Here is a 17,434-nt window from a genome sequence, read left to right on the forward strand (position 1 = left end):
AGGCTCAGCACGAACGGGAGTTGTCAGTTGTTCAAGCTCGACGGTTTCGATCTTTCCGCTTTTATCCGTGATACGCTTGCCGAAGACCTCGGCGAAGGAATGTCCGGCGGCGGACGCGATGTTACCAGCGAAAGCGTAATCCCCGCACAGGCCCGCTTTTCCGGAACGATGGACACACGCGATCCGATCCATGTCGCGGGCCTGCCCGTGGCCGCGGCCTTCTTCCGCGCGCTCGATCCCGATATGCAGATCGACATCCTCGTCGAGGAAGGTGCGCAAGTTCCCGCCGGGACCGACCTGATGCGGCTCGAAGGTAATGCCCGCGCCATGCTCACCGCCGAGCGCAGCGCCTTGAATACTGTCCAGCACCTCTCGGGCATCGCCACCATGGTCGCCGAATACGTCCGAGTGATGGACAATCCGGCTTGCACCCTGCTCGACACGCGCAAGACCATTCCGGGCCTGCGCCATCTCGAAAAATACGCCGTGCGCATGGGCGGCGGGGCGAACCACCGCATGGGATTGTGGGATGCGGCGATGATCAAGGACAACCACGTGCTCGTCGCAGGAAGCGTGGGAGAGGCGGTACGCCGCGCGGTCGAGGCCGGGGTGAGGGACATCATTTGCGAGGTCGACCGGATCGATCAGATCGAACCGGCTCTGGAAGCGGGCGCAACGCGGCTGTTGCTGGACAATATGGAACCGCCGACCCTGCGCGAAGCCGTGGCGCTGGTGGCAGGGCGCGTGCCCACCGAAGCCAGCGGCGGGATCAACCTGGACACGATCCGCGCCAAGGCGGCCACCGGGGTCGATTATGTGTCGGTAGGAAGGCTTACCCAGAGCGCGCCCGCAGCCGATATCGGTCTGGACTTTATGCCGCTATGAAATCCGCCGCGGCAATCGCGGCAGCAGTCGCGCTCGCAACGCCGGGTGCAGTTGCGGCCCAGGCCTTTCAATGCACTATCCCCGGCAGCACCCATGTGCCCGATGTCGACGAGGGCGAGCCGCGGCGCCTGCCCGTGACGGGCTATACGCTTGCCTTGAGCTGGACTCCCGAATTCTGCCGCTTCCGCGAGAGCGAACGCCGCCATGCGCGGCAATGCTCGGGGCGCGAGGGACGCTTCGGCTTCACGGTCCACGGGCTCTGGCCCGACAGCGGGCGCAGCTGGCCGCAATGGTGCAGCCGCACACCGATCGAGCTGGCCGCGCTGCGCAAGAACCTCTGCATCAGCCCCGACGCTGCGCTGGTCACGCGCCAATGGGCCAAGCACGGCACCTGCATGACCCGCCGCCCGGAAACCTACCTCAAGGTCACGCGCATTCTGTTCGGCGGCCTCCGCTGGCCCGATTTCGTCCGCATCAGCCGCGAGGACGATCTCACTGCAGGCACTATCCGCACTCGCTTCGCCGATGCCAACCCGGGCTGGTTCCCCGAAGCGGTAGGCGTGCATCTGGACGGCAAGGGATGGCTGGAGGAACTGCGCCTCTGTTACGATAAACGCTTCATGCCCAAGGCGTGTGATGAGCGCCGGTCGGGAGCGAAGGATGGCGAGGCGGCGAAAATCTGGCGGGGGCTATAGCCAGCCCAGCAGCATTGCGATTTCGCGATTCCTATTCCGCAGAATCGAAGTAGCCGTAAAGCTTCTCCAGCGACATCGACCATAGCTCGATCTGCCGGCGGTAATTCTCGCGAGTGATGCCGCCATCGGAGATTATGTATATTCTGACCGAAAGAGTGCCTTCGGGATCGACATAGGCGCGGCCGAAGTTCTGACGGTAATTATAGGCCGATACCGCTTCCGCAATATCCGCCGGGCTCGCATTTTCGGGCGGCGCGAAGGTCGCAAGAATCGAGGTGCCGTAACAATTCTCCAGAATGTCCGAATCCTCGCACGCCATCAGGGCGGCATTCGCGTGAAAGCCGTTCGAGAAAATCACGTTGATCGAGTTATTATCGGGATGCGCTTCCCACTTCGTATCGTTCGCTCCTAGCGCCACCTCGAGATCGCTGCGCGAAAAGGTGCCGATTGTCTCGCTGCCCTGTGCCATCGCTGACGCACCGGACAGCGCGAGACTTGCACCGGCGACGAGAATCGCAGTCCCAAAATTCGTCATGCAGTATTTCCCCCTTCCGGGCAGGACCGTAACCAAAGCTCGACGGATTGCCCACCCGCTTCATGCAGCCCTTTTTCTAAATGGAAACACTATGCTGTGCGGACGGACAGTTTCAGCGACGCTCCCTGAAGAAGTCGCGAAGCAACTCCGCCGCTCTTGCTCCACCAAGCCCCGCGTAGACCTCCGGGCGGTGTAGGCATTGTTTCTGTTCAAACACGCGCGCGCCGTGTTCGACCGCACCGCCCTTGGGGTCGCTTGCACCATAATAGACCTTGCCCAGCCGCGCGTGGACGATGGCGCCGGCGCACATGGCGCAGGGCTCCAGCGTGACCCAAAGCTCGCAATCTGTCAGACGCTCCTGCCCGAGCGCCACCGCCGCGCGGCGAATCGCCAGCATCTCCGCATGGGCGGTGGGATCGCTGGTCTCTCGCGGCGCATTGTGCGCCTCGGCGATCACCTCGCCGCCGCGCGTGATCACCGCACCCACAGGCACTTCGCCCGCCGCGGCCGAGGCTTCGGCCAGTTCGAGCGCACGTTGCATCGGTTGCGGAAGGGTCCAGCCTGTCATACCAGCGCCTCGCTAGCCCCCGGTTCGATCCCGCGCAACGTGCTTGACGATTCGCACCCTCGCCGCTATGCGCGCCGCTTTCCGGGATAAATGAGGCCCCCGTCCGCATTTGCGGCCAAGGGAACTCGCCCAGCCATTCGAACGAGAGACAAATCCATGTCGCGCATTTGCGAACTCACCGGCAAGGGCCGTCAGGTCGGTCACAATGTGAGCCACGCCAACAACAAGACCAAGCGGGTCTTCCTGCCGAACCTGCAGAACGTCACGCTGATGAGCGAGAAGCTGGATCGCAGCTTCAAGTTCCGCGTGTCGACGCAGGGCCTGCGTTCGGTCGAGCATAATGGCGGTCTCGACAACTGGCTGCTGAAGACCAGCGACGAAAAGCTTTCGGCCGGTGCGCTGAAGGTAAAGCGCGAGCTGAAGAAAGCTACCGCCGCCTCGTAAGCTGCGCGGCGCTTCGGCGCTTTCCTGATCGATCACGCAAAGGCGCGCGGGTTCACCTGCGCGCCTTTTGCCGTGTCCAGTCTCTACGCCACCGGTTTTCGGGACTGGGAGCATCCCCCAGATCGACGTAGCTGCGGGGCAGCCAGGTCGTCAGGGCATCGGCGGCAGGAACAGCAGCGGATCGAGCCGCAGGTTCCGCCACACGAGGCTCCAGTGGAGGTGCGGCCCCGTCGCGCGGCCCGACGAGCCGATGCGGCCCAGCGGCTGCCCCTGCTTTACCGTCTGCCCATCGCGCACGAAGAGTTCGGAGGAATGCAGGAAGGCGCTGTTGAGGCCCTGCCCGTGGTCGATGATGAGGAGCTGTCCTTCGAGGCTGAAATCGGGTTCGGCCAGTACCACGATGCCGTCGGCGGGGGCGACATAGGTCGTTCCCGCGCCGCCCGCGATATCGAGGCCCGAATGATAGCTGCCCGGTTCGCCGCGGTAGATGCGCTGCGATCCGAACCGGCCCGAGATACGTCCGGTCACCGGCCAGACCATGTCCTGTCGCCAGCCCTCGGCCGGGGTTTCCTCCTGCCGCGCGTTCCAGATTGCTTCGAGCTCGGGTCGGCGGCGCGCAAGAAAGGCTTCGGAAGAGGACGAGGGACGCCTGGCGACATTGACCCGCTCTATGTCCCAATCGCGCGGCGAAATGGCGACTGGGCTCTCGATCACCCTGCCATCGGCCAGCGTGGCGACGAGCGTTTCGCTCGGCCCTGCATCGCGGTCGAATGCGGCGAAGAAATTGCCCTTCTCGTCGAAGACAAGCTCGTTCTCGCCCAATGCCGCACTTTCGGTCCCACCGGGAACCGTGCCGCGGATCCAGCCGCCCTGCGTCAGCTCGCCCTCGAAGGAGAATACCGCCGGGCGAGAAGGCGCGGGCGCAGGATCAGGTTCGCGCACCGGCTGCACAACCTCGCTGGGCGGTGCAGGCTCAACCGGCACCGGCTGCGAGGGCGCCACACAGGCTGAAACGGCAAGGAGGAAAAGCGGCGCGACCCGGCGTAATCTCACGGTTTTAGCCGCTCCGTTGCGAGCTGGGGCGTGGCGTAGGCCTCCTGGTGCTCGACCGACCAGTACCGCAATTCCTCCAGCGGAATCGGCACACCGCTCGCCGCGCAGAACACGTGATTGCCCGCGCGCAGCACGCGAAAGCCATTGGGTCCGTATTGCAGCTTGGCCTCGCCCGAAGCGGGACCCGAATTCTTGTTCATCAGCATGGGAAGCTCCCTAGCAGGCCGTGTCTATCCGAACAAATCGTCCTGCGCGGGCGGCGTTCCCTTTTTTGCTGGTTTGGGCCGCGGTGCTGGCGAGCTTGGGGCAGGTGGCGCGGCGCCGGTCGAGACGGCAAGGTCGCCGTCGCGGAACTTGAGCGTCAGCAGTGCCTCCTTCGCGGCCTCGACGCGGTCGGTCAGGGTCCGCCCGTCGGGGCCAGTAACCCGCACATAGCCGCGTTTTAGCACCGTATCGGGGTCCAGCGAGCGCATCACGCGTTCCAGCGCCGCCAGCCGTTCGCGGCCTTCCGCAATCGGTTTGCGCACCACCGCAGGCGACAGGCGCACGCCCGCGAGCGAACGCTGCGCCTCGCGCAAGCCGCGTGTCAGCATGGCTGGCGAAAGCCGCAAATTGCCCAGCTTTTCGCGCCCCTGCCCTGCACGGTCCTGCAATCCGCGCCGCAGCCGGTCGGCCAATTCGTCGAGCTTTTGCGCCTGCGGTTGCAACAGCGCCTCGGGCGAGGGCAGCCGCTCGGCGCGCGCCTCCAGCCTTTCGCGGCCCAATTGCACCGGGCGCAGGATCGCGCGTTTCTTGCGCGCACCATAATCGGCGAGGGCGGCGGCAAGTTCGGCACGGACAGGTACGGCAATCTCGGCAGCGGCAGTGGGCGTCGGCGCACGACGATCGGCAGCGAAATCGGCCAGCGTGGTGTCGGTTTCGTGCCCCACCGCGCTGATCGTGGGGATCGAGCATTCGGCGATGGCGCGCACCACCGCCTCCTCGTTGAAGCTCCACAAATCCTCGATCGAGCCGCCGCCGCGCGCCACGATCACCAGATCGGGCCGATCGGGATGGCCTTGCGCCATGGCTGAGAAGCCGCGGACCGCGCCCGCCACCTGATCTGCCGCGCCCTGTCCTTGCACCAGCACCGGCCAGACGATCACCCGGCTCGGAAAGCGATCCGCCAGCCGGTGCAGGATGTCGCGAATCACTGCGCCGGTGGGCGAGGTGACCACACCGATTGTGCGCGGCAGGAAGGGCAGCGCCCGCTTGCGGCTCTCGTCGAACAGCCCTTCGGCCTGCAGCCGCGCCTTGGTCTTTTCGAGCAGCGCCAACAGCGCACCTTCGCCCGCCAGTTCCATCCGCTCGATCACGATCTGGTACTTGGAGCGGCCCGGATAGGTCGTGATCTTGCCGCTGGCGACCACTTCCAGCCCGTCTTCCGGCCGGAAGGGCAGACGCCCAGCATTGCCCTTCCACATCACGGCATCGATCACCGCCTTGTCGTCTTTCAGGGCGGCATAGAGATGGCCCGACGCCGCGCGTTTCACGCCCGACAGTTCGCCGCGCAGCCGCACGAAGCCAAAGCGATCCTCCACCGTCCGCTTGAGCATTTGCGAGATTTCGCTCACCGACAGCGGCTCGGCGTTGTCGCCGGGGCGGGGCTTCGCTACCAGTCCGTCATTGTCTCTATCCGGTGGGAAACTTGCGGCCATGAATATCCTCTTGCTCGGCGGCGGCGGCCGCGAACATGCGCTGTGCTGGAAACTGGCGCAATCGCCGCGCTGCGACAAGCTGTGGGCGAGCCCCGGCAATCCCGGCATGGAAGAATGCGCCACCTGTGTCGCGCTCGATAGCAGCGATCATGGTGCGGTGGTCAAGTTCTGCGAGGATAACGCCATCGGCCTGGTGGTGATCGGCCCCGAAGGCCCGCTGGTCGAAGGGGTGGCGGATAGCCTCGAGGAGGCGGGCATCCTCAGCTTCGGCCCTTCCAAGGCAGCAGCGCAGCTGGAAGGCAGCAAGGGATTCACCAAGGATCTGTGCGCCCGCGCCAATATTCCCACCGCGCGCTTCGAACGCTGCACCTCGCTAGAGGCGGCATGGGGTGCGCTCAAGAAATTCGACCCGCCCTTCGTCCTCAAGGCCGACGGGCTGGCCGCGGGCAAGGGCGTGGTTATCGCCGAAACTCGCGAGGAAGCGCAGCACGCATTGTCGGAAATGTTCGACGGCCGCTTCGGCAGCGCAGGCTCCGAAGTTGTGATCGAGCAGTTCCTGACCGGCGAGGAGGCGAGCTTCTTCGCGCTGACCGACGGCAAGACCATCGTGCCGCTCGCCAGCGCGCAGGACCACAAGCGCGTGGGCGACGGCGACGAGGGACCGAACACAGGCGGGATGGGTGCCTATTCGCCCGCGCCCGTGCTCACCGATGCCCTGCGCGACCAGGCGATGCGCGAGATCATCGAACCCACCGTGCGCACCATGCGCGAGGAAGGCATGCCCTACACAGGCGTACTCTACGCCGGGCTGATGCTGACGAAGACCGGACCGCAGCTGATCGAATACAATGTGCGTTTCGGTGATCCCGAATGCCAGGTGCTGATGATGCGGCTGGAAAGCGACCTCGTGGAACTCATGCTGGCCTGCGCCGAGCGGCGGCTGGGCGAGATCGAGGCGCCCAGGATGAGCGACACTTTCGCGCTGACCGTGGTGATGGCGGCGGAGGGCTATCCGGGCACGCCGAAGAAGGGCGGCAGCATCGACCTGGGCGAGGCCGAGGCGAACGGTGCCAAGGTCTTCCACGCGGGGACAAAACTGGAAGGCGGCCAGCTGGTCGCCAGTGGCGGCCGCGTCCTCAACGTGACGGCAAGCGGGTCAAGCGCGACCGAAGCGCAAGCCGCCGCCTATGCCGCAGTCGATGCGATCGACTTTCCGGATGGTTTCTGCCGCCGCGACATCGGCCAGAGGGAAGTGCGGCGCGAGCGGGGATAATTTAACCATCCCATGTTCGATAATGTTTCTCCGCAAATCTGGATCGCCCTTGCTCTGGCAATAACGGCTTTGGCTCCAGCGACCTATGCTTGGCGGTACTTTACTCATGGCAGGGTGCCCCGCGACATTACTCTTCCCGAGGAGGACTTGAGCTGGAAATCGGAACCACAGCTATATCGAAGCCTCGCGATACTTTTGGGCTTGATTGGAATAGGCGTATTCATTTTCACTCCTCTTGCCGAGGATTTTGCCAAGTCTGACTACTTTGCTCCGACGTTGTTCGGCGCAATGGGGAGCTACGCTTTCGGGACGGCCGTATCCGGCTGGCGCAGCGGAGAAATAGAACCTCTGGTTCGCGGCGTGGCTCAGGCCTATCGCAAAGCCGAACACCCCAAACGCTATTGGGCATCGCTTATTTGGAACGGTATTTTAGGGGCGGCACTTTTTACCGCGTCGCTAGGAGTAATTTACGACAACGAATACCCAGATTGCAACGATTTTGGCGAACGAAACGAACTGATCGAAGCCTTGGAATCCTGTAACTCCATGCTGGCAGAGGATAGCCTTAGTCCAGAACGGCGTGCCAAGCTGCTCGCGGGTCGCGGACGCGTCCATCACCGCCTGGGCAAGGATGCGCTCGCGCTGCGTGATTACACCGGGGCGCTTCAGATCGATCCCGAAGATTCCTACGCTCTCTACAATCGTGCAGTTATTTACGAGCAGCAGGGCAATCTTCCTCTGGCGATAGAGGATTTCACTGCCTCACTCGATTTGCGGCCAGACAATGAGGAAGCATACCTGCTCAGGGGTTTAGCGTATCTGGATTCCGGACGGTTTCGAGAAGCAATCGATGATTTCACACAACTTCATCATAGCGATCCGGACAATCCCTATGCACTTGCAAACCGCGGAATCGCCCATGCATGGCTTGGGAATCGGAAAATGGCCGAGCTCGATTTCAAACATATAAGGGAGGGCGATCCCGGTTGGCCGGTTGTTTTACGCGGACAGGCGGTTCTGGCCTTTCAGAGCGAAAACTATCCCATAGTAATCAGATATCTTACACAGGCATTGGAGATCGATCCAGAGGACTATTTCGCCTTGCGGATGCGGGCCGATGCCTACTGGAACATCGGAAAGCACGATTTGGCGCGTGATGATGATGATCGATCAATGGCAATTGATGCGGCGAGGCGGCAAGTCGATATCGTAACCCGATGATCGGTCCGGGGGCTACCCCAGCTTCTCAGCCACCAGCGCCTTCAGGTCCTTCTCGCTGCGTGCGCCGATGTGACTGATGATCTCGCCCGCGCAGATCGCGCCCATGCGCAGGCAGGTCTCGAGATCCTCACCGCGGGTGTGGCCACTGAGGAAACCGGCGGCGAAGAGATCGCCCGCGCCGGTGGTATCGACCACCTTGGCGATCGGCTCGGCGGGGACTTCGGCCCGCTCGCCATCGGCGATGACCACTGCGCCCTTGGCGCTGCGGGTGGCGACGAGCGTGGGAACCTTGCCTTTCAGCGCGTCGAGACCGGCTTCGAAGTCCGGTTTGCCGGTCAGCGTCGCCAGCTCGTGTTCGTTGACGAAGAGGATGTCGATCTTTCCTTCTTCGATCAGCGCGCGGAAATCGTCGCCATGGCGCTCGATCACGAAGCTTTCGCTGGCAGTGAAGGCGACCTTGCGGCCCGCACCGCGCGAGACGTCGATCGCGCGGCGCATGGCGCTGCGGGGCTCTTCCGGGTCCCACAGGTAGCCTTCGAGATAGAGCACGCCCGCGCTGGCGATCAGCTCTTCGTCGAGCGCGGCGGGCGGCAGAAATTGCGAAGCGCCGAGGAAGGTGTTCATCGTCCGCTCGCCATCGGGCGTAACGAAGATCAGGCAGCGCGCAGTCGGCGGATCGCCTTCCCGCGGGGTAGTGTCGAAATCGATGCCCACGGCGCGAATGTCGTGCGCGAAAATGTCGCCCAGCTGGTCCTTCGCAACCTGGCCGACGAAGGCGCATTGCGCGCCCAGCGCGGCCATCCCGGCGAGCGTGTTCGCCGCAGAACCGCCCGAGATTTCGGTGGCGCGGCCCATCGCGTCGTAAAGCTCCTGCGCGCGCTCGGTATCGACCAGCGTCATCCCGCCCTTGGCAAGACCGAGCTCTTCGATCAGCTCGTCTTCGCAGGGGGCCATCACGTCGACGATGGCATTGCCGATCGCGACGACGTCGTAACGGGGGTCGGTCATGAAAACTCCGGAAGGTGAACGAAACTTGGAATGTGTCGGGCGCGGTTAGCGGTTCGTCGTACAAAGGCCAAGGGCGGCGTTGACTTGTCTGCGTGCACGGGCGATTCGATCCGGCAAGATGATCTCACTTCCGCGCGCCCTTGCCCTGTCCTTCAGCCAGCTGGGCGATCCGGCGATCCTCAAGGTGCTGGGAAAGAGCCTGCTGATCACGCTGGCAATTTTCCTCCTTCTCGGCTGGGGGCTGAGTTTCGGGTTCGAAGCCGCGCTGGAATGGGCGGGGCTGGAAGAGGGGAGCGATGCCGGAACGCTGCTGGCCGTCCTCGCCACGCTGATCGGCGCGTGGCTATTGTTCCGTTTCGTCGCCCTGTTCGTGTTGCAGTTCTTTGCGGAAGAAGTGGTCCGGGCAGTCGAGGCGAGGCATTACCCTGAAGCCGCCAGCGCCGCACGGTCGCTCGCCTTTCACGAGGAGATGCGGAACGGCGTGCGGTCCACCCTGCGCGCATTGCTGGTCAATCTCGTCGCCCTGCCGTTCGCGATCCTGCTCCTGGTCACCGGTATCGGCACCGCATTGTTGTTCTGGGCCGTGAACGCCTTTTTGCTCGGCCGCGAGCTGCAGGACATGGTCTGGCTGCGGCATCGCAGGGATACGGCCGAGATCGCACCGCTGGGCCAGGGCAGGCGCTTTCTGCTTGGCGGAGCAGTCGCGGCGCTACTCATGGTCCCGTTCCTCAATCTGCTCGCCCCGGTTCTTGGTGCGGCGAGCGCCACCCACCTTGTGCATCGCAGGAGAGCCACCCTTGCATAAGATATTCGCCCTTGTGGCGCTCGCCGCAAGCCTCGCAGGCTGCGTGAGCGCGCCCAAGACCTATACTCCGGCAGAACAGCGGCCCGTGACGAGTACTCGCCCACCTCCACAGCAGCCGGTGCGGCCTGCGCCTTCGACCGGGGCATTCATCGCGCCTAAGGTGATGAACGTGCCAGGTCTCGAGGGGGTTATCGGCCGGAACGCGACGGCGCTCGCCAATATCTTCGGCCCGCCGAGGCTGGAGGTTAAGGAGGGCGACGCGATGAAGCTTCAGTTCAGCGGCAGTCCCTGCGTGCTGGATATCTATCTATATCCGCTCCGGCCTGGCGCAGAACCCAGCGCCACCCATGTAGATGCACGGCGTGCAAGCGATGGCGAGGACGTGGACCGCGCAAGTTGTGTCCGGGCCCTGCGGCGCTAGTCAGCCTCAGACCATGAAACTTTCGCCGCAGCCACAGGCGCCCTTGGCGTTGGGATTTTCGAAAACGAATCCGGCAGAGAAATCGTCCTCGACCCAGTCCATCGTGCTTCCGATGAGGTAGAGTACGCTGGCCCCGTCGATGTAGAACACTCCGCCTGGCGTCTCGATCTTCTCGTCGAACTTGGCCTCTTCGGAAACATAGTCGACCGAATAGGCCAGCCCCGAGCAGCCGCGGCGCGGGGTCGAGAGCTTGACCCCGATCGCATCCTCGGGTGCCTTGGACATCAGTTCGGCAATGCGCTCCTCGGCACGTTTCGTCAGGACGACGGCGGCCTTGGGCGCGGGGCGGGTTTTCGTTTCGGTCATCGTTCGCTCTCCTGAGCGGTGTCCAGATTGGTGCTATCGCGCCGCGAGAATGGTGCCGCACGAGAACCGGGGCGCAGCGGACTTCCGGTCCGTGAGCACCGGAAGCGCAGTGCGGTGCCGTTCGCAGCAAGCGAGAGTGCCGGGCTGGGCATCGCTCACAGCATCCCCAGTTCGAGACGGGCCTCGTCAGTCATCTTTTCGGGGCCCCAGGGCGGATCCCAGACGAGATTGACCTCGGCATCGCGGACACCGGGTACGCTGGCGGCGCGCAATTCCACTTCGCCGGGCATGCTTTCGGCCACCGGGCAATGAGGTGTGGTCAGCGTCATGATGACGGTGACATCGCACTCGTCGTCGACCTCGACGCCGTAAATCAGGCCCAAATCGTAAATATTGACCGGAATTTCGGGATCGTAGATTTCCTTGAGCGCATCGATCACCGCCTGCTGCAGTTTGCCGCCCGGACCCGAAGCACTTTCCGTCTCGGGCTTTTTGGCGAGGAAGCCTTCGAGATAATCGCGCTTGCGCTCGAGCTTCTCGCCAGCAGTCTCATCGGAATCGACGGCGTCCGCAACACGCGCCCGCGGGGGTTTGCCGACAATCGTATCGGCAGGCGAGGGGGCGGCAATGAAATCCTTGTCGTCGCTTGGCTTGTTCATCCGAAGATCCTCCGGGTCCTTTCGATTCCGCGCATCAGCGCGGCTATATCGTCTTCGTCGCTATAGAGGCCGAAGCTGGCGCGGGCCGTGGCCGGAACGCCCAGATACTCCATCAAAGGCTGTGCGCAGTGATGTCCGGCGCGGATGGCGACGTTTTCTTCATCCAATATGGTGCCCAAATCGTGCGGATGAACCCCATCGAGTGCAAAGGATACGATTCCGGCGCTTTCCTCAGGTCCGAAAAGCGTCACGTCGTTCAGCTTGCGCAGTTCGGCGCGTAACTTGGCTGCCAAGGCAGTTTCATGTTCGAACAGCCAATCCGGTCCGAGCGCGTCGACATAGTCGATGGCGGCATGCAGCGCGATTGCCTCGGTAATCATGGGTGTCCCCGCTTCGAAGCGCTGCGGAGGCGGGGCATAGGTCGTGCCGTCGAATGCGACCTTCTCGATCATCGAACCGCCGCCTTGGTATGGAGGCATATGGTCGAGAATGTCCTCGCGCGCCCAAAGTACGCCGATGCCGGTGGGACCATAAAGCTTGTGGCCGGAGAAAACGTAGAAATCGCAATCCAGCGCAGCCATGTCGAGCTTCATGCGTGGGGCGGCCTGACAGCCATCGAGCAGGATTTTCGCGCCGACAGAATGAGCCAGATCGGCGGCCCTGCGTGCATCGAGTACCGAACCTAAAACATTCGACACATGTGCCAATGCTACCAATTTGGTTCGCTGCGAGAGGAGTGCTTCCAGTCCGCCGAGATCGATCCGGCCGTCTTCGGTCAGCGGGCAAACCTCGATTTCCGCTCCGGTCCGTTCGGCAAGCATTTGCCACGGCACGATATTCGAATGATGTTCGAGCGTGGAGAGGATGATCCGATCGCCCTGGCCAATGCGGGTCATGCCCCAGGTCGCCGCCACAAGGTTGATGGCTTCGGTTGCGCCGCGTACGAACACCACCTCGTTCTCCGACCGCGCACCGATGAAATCGGCGACCCGGCGGCGGGCTGCTTCGTATCCCAGGGTCATCTGCGCCGAACGGCCATAGACGCCGCGGTGCACGGTCGCATAGTCGCGGCCGAGCGCCCGGCTCATCGCGTCGACAACGACCTGCGGCTTCTGTGCCGAGGCGGCCGTGTCGAGATAGTGCCACGGCTTGCCGTCCTGGGTGACAAGGCCGGGAAAATCGGCTTTCCGCGTAAGGGTGGCAGCTTCGCTCACAAGTGCTTGTCCAGCTTGTCCAGCGCGATCTGCATCAACCGCTCCTGCGTTTTCTCGTCATCCAGACCCACCAGCGCATCGCCGATGAAGGCCTGTACCAGAAGTCGGCGAGAGAGGTCGGGCGAGAGCCCCCGCGCGGCCATGTAGAAGCGTGCGCTCTCGTCGAGCTGGCCCACGGTGGCGCCATGCGCGCACTTCACATCGTCGGCGAAGATTTCCAGCTGCGGCACGGCATTCACGCTTGCACCTTTTTCGAGGAGCAGGCCCTTGAAATCCTGCGCCGCGTCCGTCTTCTGGGCGTTTCGCACCACATCGATGCTGCCGAGGAAGTTGCCCGTTCCCTTGCCCCAGTGGACGCTCCGTACGGTCTGATTGCTCGTTCCATCGGGTTCGGCATGGATCACGTGGGTGACGAACTCGCGCACTGTATCGCGGCCGCCGACGGTGATGCCGCCCATTTCGAAATGCGCGCCCTTGCCGAGCGTCGCTTCCACTTCGACCCGGGCATATTCGCCCGAAGCAATGACGCCAAAAATCTCGCAGCGGGCATTCTCGCCGAGGTTCACGCGCAGCTGGACCAGCTCCGTTTCGCCGGAATCTTCGTCGCTTATGACGACAAGTTCGCGCACGCTCTCGCCTGCCGCCACGTCGAGCTGACGCCATTTGCCGAGATCGTCCGCACGCAGTTTCTCCACCGCGGCATAGCGCCAGGCTTCATCCTTGCGGGTCGGAAGGTCGAGCGTCCCGCTCATTCTGCCGCCCTCACGATGGCGATGCGGCGCTTACCCTCGCGGTGGGCCTTTTCGATGCAGGGCTGAACCTCGTCCATCACTTCCTGCATCTGTGCCTTGCGGTCTTCGGCGGGTGCATCGGAGGCGGCGATGGTATCGAGCTCTTCTGCGCGAGGCGCATAGCAGCCGATCATGGCACCGCAGCGCAGCAGGTCGACCGCCTGGTCGCCCGAACTCTGCTTCATGCGGCACGTCAGCTTGTCGTCCTCTTTCTTGTAGACGCCGCCCTGCCATTTATCGAACACCTTATCGATCGCGGCAGTTTCGCGCGCGACGTCCTCTTCGGTCGGCGTCGATGCGGCTGCAGGCGCGGCAGATTGAACAAGCAGGAGGGTGAGTGCAGCGAGAATCATGCGGCCTCCATCACGGCATCGTAGCCTTCGCTTTCGAGTTGCTGGGCAAGTTCCGGCCCGCCGGTCCTGACGATCCGCCCCTTGCTCAGGATCGACACGCGATCGGGTTTCACCACCTCGAGCAGGCGCTGGTAATGAGTGATCAGCAGCACGCCCTTGGCGGGATTGCGCATGATTGCGTTGATCCCTTCGCCCACGACGCGCAATGCGTCGATGTCGAGACCGCTGTCGGTTTCGTCGAGTACGGCAAAGGCGGGATCGAGAATGCCCATCTGGACCATTTCTGCGCGCTTCTTCTCGCCGCCGGAAAAGCCGACGTTTACGTGGCGCTTGAGCATGTCCATGTCGAGCTTGAGCAAAGCGGCCTTTTCCTTGGCCAGCTTGAGGAATTCGCCGCCCGTAAGCGGTTCTTCGCCGCGCGATTTCAGTTGCGAATTAAGCGCTTCACGAAGGAACTGAACATTCGAAACACCCGGGATTTCGACCGGATACTGGAAACCAAGAAACAGGCCGGCAGCAGCGCGCTCGTGCGGTTCCATGTCGAGCAGGTCCTGCCCCCGGAAGGTGACTGATCCGCCCGTCACCTCATATCCCGGTCGACCGCCCAGAACATAGGAGAGCGTCGACTTGCCGGCACCATTGGGGCCCATGATGGCATGGACCTCTCCGGCAGGGACTTCGAGACTTAGGCCGTCGAGGATTTGCGTACCGCCCACTTCGGCGGTGAGATTGTCGATCTTAAGCATTGTCGTTCCTGGTGTAGCGGGGGCGCGGCGCGCTGCTGCGCTGGTGCTCGCGGCGCGCCTGTTGCTTGTCGGCGATGCGGCTGCGCATGCCGAGCGTTATACGTTCGAGAACCGCGTCCATGTTCTCGAGGATGTCCCTGGCGGCAATCCGCATCACGCGAATGCCGACCGATTCGAGGCTCTTGTCGCGGCGCTTGGCGAGGGCATCGTCCTGCCCTTCCTCGTCGATCATGATCGCCATGCCGAGATTGTGGCAGTTGAAATCGACGATCGCACTGCCGACGACGGCGTGGCGCTTGAAGGTATAGCGGCCCATGTCCGCCTTGGCGAAACGCTCGGCCAGCGCCTTGTGCGCCTCGGTCGAATAGCGCCGCATCTCGCGCGCCTGTTCGTGCAGGGCGTCGAGACGCTTCTCCGAAATTTCCCAACCCCGGCCCTTCTTCTTGATCGAAGGGGCCTCGTCGGCGGTCTCGGATGGATCGCGAAGCTGGAGCGTCTTGCGGTCAGTCATTGGACGAAGGATCCTACCGAAGTCCAAACCACCGAGAGTGGCAGGTAGATGAAAATAACGATGCCGACCGCCTTCAGCATGATGTCAAACCAGAACATGCGCGGCTGAACCTCGCGATTGGTCCAGTAGCCGAAGACATAGCTGCGGCCCGTGCGCAGCTCCACGCTAATCCTATAAGCCAGAAAAGCGGCTACCGCGGCGGGGAAACCAATCAAGAAAAGTATCGACAAGAGTCCGAGCATCACCCCACACTCCCCTCAAGCGAAATCGCCAGCAGCTTCTGCGCCTCTACAGCAAACTCCATCGGCAGCTGCTTCATCACGTCCTTGGCGAAGCCGTTGACGATCAGTGCCATCGCCTCTTCCTCATCCAGACCGCGCTGCATGGCGTAGAAGAGCTGGTCGTCGCTGATCTTGCTGGTGGTCGCCTCGTGCTCGATCTGGGCGGAGGGGTTCTTCACCTCGATATAGGGCACGGTATGCGCGCCGCACTGGTCGCCGATCAGCAGGCTGTCGCATTCGGTGCGGTTGCGCACCCCGTCGGCATTGGCCGCCACGCGCACAAGGCCACGATATGTGTTGTTCGACTTGCCTGCCGAAATGCCCTTGGAAATGATCGTCGAGCGGCTTCCCTTGCCGTTATGGATCATTTTGGTGCCGGTATCGGCCTGCTGGTAATTGTTGGTGACGGCGACCGAGTAGAATTCGCCCACGCTGTTTTCGCCATTGAGTACGCAGGAAGGGTATTTCCACGTCACCGCACTGCCGGTTTCGACCTGCGTCCAGCTGATCTTGCTGCGCGCACCCTGACAGAGCCCGCGCTTGGTGACGAAATTGTAGATCCCGCCCTTGCCCTCGGCATTGCCGGGGTACCAGTTCTGGACGGTCGAATACTTGATCTCCGCATCCTCCATCGCGACCAGTTCGACCACGGCGGCATGGAGCTGGTTTTCGTCGCGCATAGGTGCAGTGCAGCCTTCGAGATAGCTGACATAGCTGCCCTTTTCGGCAACGATCAGCGTGCGTTCGAACTGGCCGGTATTCTCCGCATTGATGCGGAAATAGGTGCTGAGTTCCATCGGGCAGCGCACCCCTTCGGGGATGTAGACGAAGGTGCCGTCCGAAAAGACCGCGCAGTTGAGCGTGGCGAAATAGTTGTCCTTCTGCGGCACGACCTTGCCGAGCCACTTCTTCACCAGCTCCGGATATTCCCTGATCGCCTCGCTGATCGACAGGAAGATTACGCCCGCCTTCTTCAGCTCCTCGCGGAAGCTGGTGGCGACGCTGACGCTATCGAACACTGCATCGACCGCGACCTTCTTCGCCCCTTTGACTCCGGCAAGGACCTCCTGCTCCCCAAGCGGGATGCCAAGCTTGTCGTAAACTCGCTTGATCTCGGGATCGAGTTCGTCGAGCGATTCCAGCTCCACCTTCTTCTTCGGAGCAGCGTAGTAATAGGCGTCCTGGTAATCGATCGCCGGATAGCCGAGCTTCGCCCAGTTGGGTTCTTCCATTTCCTGCCAGATGCGGAAGGCCTTGAGACGCCAGTCGAGCATCCATTCGGGCTCGCCCTTCTTGGCCGAAATGAAGCGAACCGTATCCTCGGTCAGCCCCTTCTCGGCGAATTCGGTCTCGATGTCCGACGACCAGCCATGCTCGTATTCCGCAGCCTTCGCAGCGGCTTCCTTCGCTTCGCGGTCCTGGATGTCCACCTGTTCGTTCACGCTACTTCCTTTTCCTGCGCCAGCTGCGTCAGCGGGATCCCCGCCAGCGCGCCGCGCAGAGCTTCGTTGACCATCGGCCAGTGCGGCCTGATGCGGCATTCGTGTTCCACCACGCATTCGGTACCTTCGATGCAGGCGGTCAGTGCGATCGGCCCCTCCACCGCCTCGACAATATCGGCAAGGCTGATCGCAGCGGCCGGGCGGGCCAGTTGCAGCCCGCCACCGGCGCCGCGCACCGACCGCAGCAGCCCTGCACCAACCAGCTTGCTGACCAGTTTCTGTACAGTGGGTGCCGGAAGCCCGGTTTCGGCTGCGAGATCCGACGCACTGACCCTGCCCCCGCCGCAATGGCGGGCAGCCTGGCTCATCGTGACGACGGCATAATCTGCAAGGTTCGAAAGGCGCATAATTTCAAATCGGACGAATCCGCTCCGATTAACCAGCTATGGGCCGGACCTTCGAAATT

At 62.9% G+C, this 17,434-nt stretch carries 23 protein-coding genes; 7 read left to right on the forward strand and 16 right to left on the reverse strand.

All coding sequences use genetic code 11. The features are described 5' to 3' along the window. Nucleotides 1–27: 27 nt before the first annotated feature. On the forward strand, nucleotides 28–885 hold the full coding sequence (gene nadC, locus K3180_RS02520; RefSeq protein ID WP_221538101.1) for a carboxylating nicotinate-nucleotide diphosphorylase: 858 nt from the start codon (nucleotides 28–30) through the stop codon (nucleotides 883–885). Continuing rightward, complete coding sequence (locus tag K3180_RS02525) at nucleotides 882–1,580, forward strand: ribonuclease T2 family protein (protein WP_221538102.1); 699 nt, start codon at nucleotides 882–884, stop codon at nucleotides 1,578–1,580. Before nadC ends, K3180_RS02525 begins: the two co-directional genes overlap by 4 nt. 31 nt (nucleotides 1,581–1,611) lie before the next feature. Here the strand turns inward: K3180_RS02525 and K3180_RS02530 are convergent, their stop codons facing one another. Both K3180_RS02530 and K3180_RS02535 read right to left on the reverse strand, forming a co-directional pair. Continuing rightward, nucleotides 1,612–2,115, reverse strand: a complete 504-nt coding sequence (locus tag K3180_RS02530; protein ID WP_221538103.1) for a YbjN domain-containing protein — start codon at nucleotides 2,113–2,115, stop codon at nucleotides 1,612–1,614. A gap of 112 nt (nucleotides 2,116–2,227) precedes the next feature. Next, on the reverse strand, nucleotides 2,228–2,683 hold the full coding sequence (locus K3180_RS02535; RefSeq protein WP_221538104.1) for a nucleoside deaminase: 456 nt from the start codon (nucleotides 2,681–2,683) through the stop codon (nucleotides 2,228–2,230). A gap of 156 nt (nucleotides 2,684–2,839) precedes the next feature. Here K3180_RS02535 and rpmB point away from each other — a divergent pair, with 156 nt between their 5' ends. Further along, a complete protein-coding gene (gene rpmB / locus K3180_RS02540; RefSeq protein WP_221538105.1) occupies nucleotides 2,840–3,127 on the forward strand; it encodes a 50S ribosomal protein L28 in 288 nt (95 codons plus the stop codon). 150 nt (nucleotides 3,128–3,277) lie between these two features. Here rpmB and K3180_RS02545 read toward each other — a convergent pair whose 3' ends face one another. From K3180_RS02545 to xseA, 3 genes are read right to left on the reverse strand one after another with little or no spacing between them, the layout of a single operon-like run. Then, a complete protein-coding gene (locus K3180_RS02545; RefSeq protein WP_221538106.1) occupies nucleotides 3,278–4,180 on the reverse strand; it encodes a peptidoglycan DD-metalloendopeptidase family protein in 903 nt (300 codons plus the stop codon). Beyond that, complete coding sequence (locus K3180_RS02550) at nucleotides 4,177–4,386, reverse strand: DUF2093 domain-containing protein (RefSeq protein ID WP_221538107.1); 210 nt, start codon at nucleotides 4,384–4,386, stop codon at nucleotides 4,177–4,179. The genes K3180_RS02545 and K3180_RS02550 overlap by 4 nt, the downstream gene beginning before the upstream one ends. 24 nt (nucleotides 4,387–4,410) lie before the next feature. Continuing rightward, nucleotides 4,411–5,877 (reverse strand): exodeoxyribonuclease VII large subunit, encoded by a 1,467-nt coding sequence (gene xseA, locus K3180_RS02555; RefSeq protein ID WP_221538108.1) that lies wholly within the window; start codon nucleotides 5,875–5,877, stop codon nucleotides 4,411–4,413. Here xseA and purD point away from each other — a divergent pair. Both purD and K3180_RS02565 read left to right on the forward strand, forming a co-directional pair. Continuing rightward, nucleotides 5,876–7,150 carry a phosphoribosylamine--glycine ligase gene (gene purD / locus K3180_RS02560; RefSeq protein ID WP_221538109.1) on the forward strand — a complete coding sequence of 425 codons (1,275 nt, stop codon included), beginning with the start codon at nucleotides 5,876–5,878 and terminating at the stop codon, nucleotides 7,148–7,150. The genes xseA and purD overlap by 2 nt on opposite strands. A 12-nt stretch (nucleotides 7,151–7,162) precedes the next feature. After that, complete coding sequence (locus K3180_RS02565) at nucleotides 7,163–8,371, forward strand: tetratricopeptide repeat protein (RefSeq protein WP_221538110.1); 1,209 nt, start codon at nucleotides 7,163–7,165, stop codon at nucleotides 8,369–8,371. Nucleotides 8,372–8,383: 12 nt separating this feature from the next. Here the strand turns inward: K3180_RS02565 and K3180_RS02570 are convergent, their stop codons facing one another. Continuing rightward, a complete protein-coding gene (locus K3180_RS02570; protein ID WP_221538111.1) occupies nucleotides 8,384–9,379 on the reverse strand; it encodes an adenosine kinase in 996 nt (331 codons plus the stop codon). Nucleotides 9,380–9,497: 118 nt separating this feature from the next. Between K3180_RS02570 and K3180_RS02575 the strand changes: the two genes are divergently transcribed. Both K3180_RS02575 and K3180_RS02580 read left to right on the forward strand, forming a co-directional pair. Continuing rightward, entirely contained in the window at nucleotides 9,498–10,184 is a 687-nt protein-coding gene (locus tag K3180_RS02575; protein WP_221538112.1) for an EI24 domain-containing protein, read from the forward strand. After that, complete coding sequence (locus K3180_RS02580) at nucleotides 10,177–10,605, forward strand: hypothetical protein (protein WP_221538113.1); 429 nt, start codon at nucleotides 10,177–10,179, stop codon at nucleotides 10,603–10,605. Before K3180_RS02575 ends, K3180_RS02580 begins: the two co-directional genes overlap by 8 nt. 6 nt (nucleotides 10,606–10,611) lie before the next feature. Here K3180_RS02580 and K3180_RS02585 read toward each other — a convergent pair whose 3' ends face one another. The 10 genes from K3180_RS02585 to K3180_RS02630 all read right to left on the reverse strand — a co-directional run bounded on the left by K3180_RS02585 (nucleotide 10,612) and on the right by K3180_RS02630 (nucleotide 17,375). After that, nucleotides 10,612–10,971 carry a HesB/IscA family protein gene (locus K3180_RS02585; RefSeq protein ID WP_221538114.1) on the reverse strand — a complete coding sequence of 120 codons (360 nt, stop codon included), beginning with the start codon at nucleotides 10,969–10,971 and terminating at the stop codon, nucleotides 10,612–10,614. Between the two features lie 155 nt (nucleotides 10,972–11,126). Further along, nucleotides 11,127–11,630 (reverse strand): SUF system Fe-S cluster assembly protein, encoded by a 504-nt coding sequence (locus tag K3180_RS02590; protein ID WP_221538115.1) that lies wholly within the window; start codon nucleotides 11,628–11,630, stop codon nucleotides 11,127–11,129. Beyond that, on the reverse strand, nucleotides 11,627–12,844 hold the full coding sequence (locus tag K3180_RS02595) for a SufS family cysteine desulfurase (protein WP_221538116.1): 1,218 nt from the start codon (nucleotides 12,842–12,844) through the stop codon (nucleotides 11,627–11,629). Before K3180_RS02595 ends, K3180_RS02590 begins: the two co-directional genes overlap by 4 nt. Further along, nucleotides 12,841–13,596: a SufD family Fe-S cluster assembly protein gene (locus K3180_RS02600; protein ID WP_221538117.1), complete on the reverse strand. Its 756-nt coding sequence runs from the start codon at nucleotides 13,594–13,596 to the stop codon at nucleotides 12,841–12,843. The genes K3180_RS02595 and K3180_RS02600 overlap by 4 nt, the downstream gene beginning before the upstream one ends. Then, nucleotides 13,593–13,988 carry a hypothetical protein gene (locus K3180_RS02605; protein WP_221538118.1) on the reverse strand — a complete coding sequence of 132 codons (396 nt, stop codon included), beginning with the start codon at nucleotides 13,986–13,988 and terminating at the stop codon, nucleotides 13,593–13,595. The genes K3180_RS02600 and K3180_RS02605 overlap by 4 nt, the downstream gene beginning before the upstream one ends. Further along, complete coding sequence (sufC, locus tag K3180_RS02610) at nucleotides 13,985–14,734, reverse strand: Fe-S cluster assembly ATPase SufC (RefSeq protein ID WP_221538119.1); 750 nt, start codon at nucleotides 14,732–14,734, stop codon at nucleotides 13,985–13,987. Before sufC ends, K3180_RS02605 begins: the two co-directional genes overlap by 4 nt. Further along, nucleotides 14,727–15,245, reverse strand: coding sequence for an endonuclease domain-containing protein (locus K3180_RS02615; protein WP_221538120.1), 519 nt, complete (start codon nucleotides 15,243–15,245; stop codon nucleotides 14,727–14,729). Before K3180_RS02615 ends, sufC begins: the two co-directional genes overlap by 8 nt. After that, nucleotides 15,242–15,490 (reverse strand): hypothetical protein, encoded by a 249-nt coding sequence (locus K3180_RS02620; RefSeq protein ID WP_221538121.1) that lies wholly within the window; start codon nucleotides 15,488–15,490, stop codon nucleotides 15,242–15,244. The genes K3180_RS02615 and K3180_RS02620 overlap by 4 nt, the downstream gene beginning before the upstream one ends. Then, nucleotides 15,487–16,968 carry a Fe-S cluster assembly protein SufB gene (sufB, locus tag K3180_RS02625; RefSeq protein ID WP_221538122.1) on the reverse strand — a complete coding sequence of 494 codons (1,482 nt, stop codon included), beginning with the start codon at nucleotides 16,966–16,968 and terminating at the stop codon, nucleotides 15,487–15,489. The genes K3180_RS02620 and sufB overlap by 4 nt, the downstream gene beginning before the upstream one ends. Further along, the gene (locus K3180_RS02630; protein WP_221538123.1) at nucleotides 16,965–17,375 is read right to left on the reverse strand and encodes an RrF2 family transcriptional regulator; all 411 of its coding nucleotides are present in this window, start codon (nucleotides 17,373–17,375) and stop codon (nucleotides 16,965–16,967) included. The genes sufB and K3180_RS02630 overlap by 4 nt, the downstream gene beginning before the upstream one ends. Nucleotides 17,376–17,434 lie beyond the last annotated feature (59 nt).

Source organism: Qipengyuania huizhouensis (assembly GCF_019711635.1).
GTDB lineage: Bacteria > Pseudomonadota > Alphaproteobacteria > Sphingomonadales > Sphingomonadaceae > Qipengyuania > Qipengyuania huizhouensis.

Coding starts and splice junctions, on each gene's coding strand:
- K3180_RS02550 (WP_221538107.1), bottom strand. CDS start 4,386: ATGCTGATGAACAAGAATTCGGGTCCCGCTTCGGGCGAGGCCAAGCTG.
- K3180_RS02585 (WP_221538114.1), bottom strand. CDS start 10,971: ATGACCGAAACGAAAACCCGCCCCGCGCCCAAGGCCGCCGTCGTCCTG.
- K3180_RS02615 (WP_221538120.1), bottom strand. CDS start 15,245: ATGACTGACCGCAAGACGCTCCAGCTTCGCGATCCATCCGAGACCGCC.
- K3180_RS02575 (WP_221538112.1), top strand. CDS start 9,498: ATGATCTCACTTCCGCGCGCCCTTGCCCTGTCCTTCAGCCAGCTGGGC.
- xseA (WP_221538108.1), bottom strand. CDS start 5,877: ATGGCCGCAAGTTTCCCACCGGATAGAGACAATGACGGACTGGTAGCG.
- K3180_RS02525 (WP_221538102.1), top strand. CDS start 882: ATGAAATCCGCCGCGGCAATCGCGGCAGCAGTCGCGCTCGCAACGCCG.
- sufC (WP_221538119.1), bottom strand. CDS start 14,734: ATGCTTAAGATCGACAATCTCACCGCCGAAGTGGGCGGTACGCAAATC.
- K3180_RS02590 (WP_221538115.1), bottom strand. CDS start 11,630: ATGAACAAGCCAAGCGACGACAAGGATTTCATTGCCGCCCCCTCGCCT.
- K3180_RS02605 (WP_221538118.1), bottom strand. CDS start 13,988: ATGATTCTCGCTGCACTCACCCTCCTGCTTGTTCAATCTGCCGCGCCT.
- rpmB (WP_221538105.1), top strand. CDS start 2,840: ATGTCGCGCATTTGCGAACTCACCGGCAAGGGCCGTCAGGTCGGTCAC.
- purD (WP_221538109.1), top strand. CDS start 5,876: ATGAATATCCTCTTGCTCGGCGGCGGCGGCCGCGAACATGCGCTGTGC.
- K3180_RS02630 (WP_221538123.1), bottom strand. CDS start 17,375: ATGCGCCTTTCGAACCTTGCAGATTATGCCGTCGTCACGATGAGCCAG.
- K3180_RS02535 (WP_221538104.1), bottom strand. CDS start 2,683: ATGACAGGCTGGACCCTTCCGCAACCGATGCAACGTGCGCTCGAACTG.
- K3180_RS02530 (WP_221538103.1), bottom strand. CDS start 2,115: ATGACGAATTTTGGGACTGCGATTCTCGTCGCCGGTGCAAGTCTCGCG.
- K3180_RS02570 (WP_221538111.1), bottom strand. CDS start 9,379: ATGACCGACCCCCGTTACGACGTCGTCGCGATCGGCAATGCCATCGTC.
- K3180_RS02565 (WP_221538110.1), top strand. CDS start 7,163: ATGTTCGATAATGTTTCTCCGCAAATCTGGATCGCCCTTGCTCTGGCA.
- K3180_RS02600 (WP_221538117.1), bottom strand. CDS start 13,596: ATGAGCGGGACGCTCGACCTTCCGACCCGCAAGGATGAAGCCTGGCGC.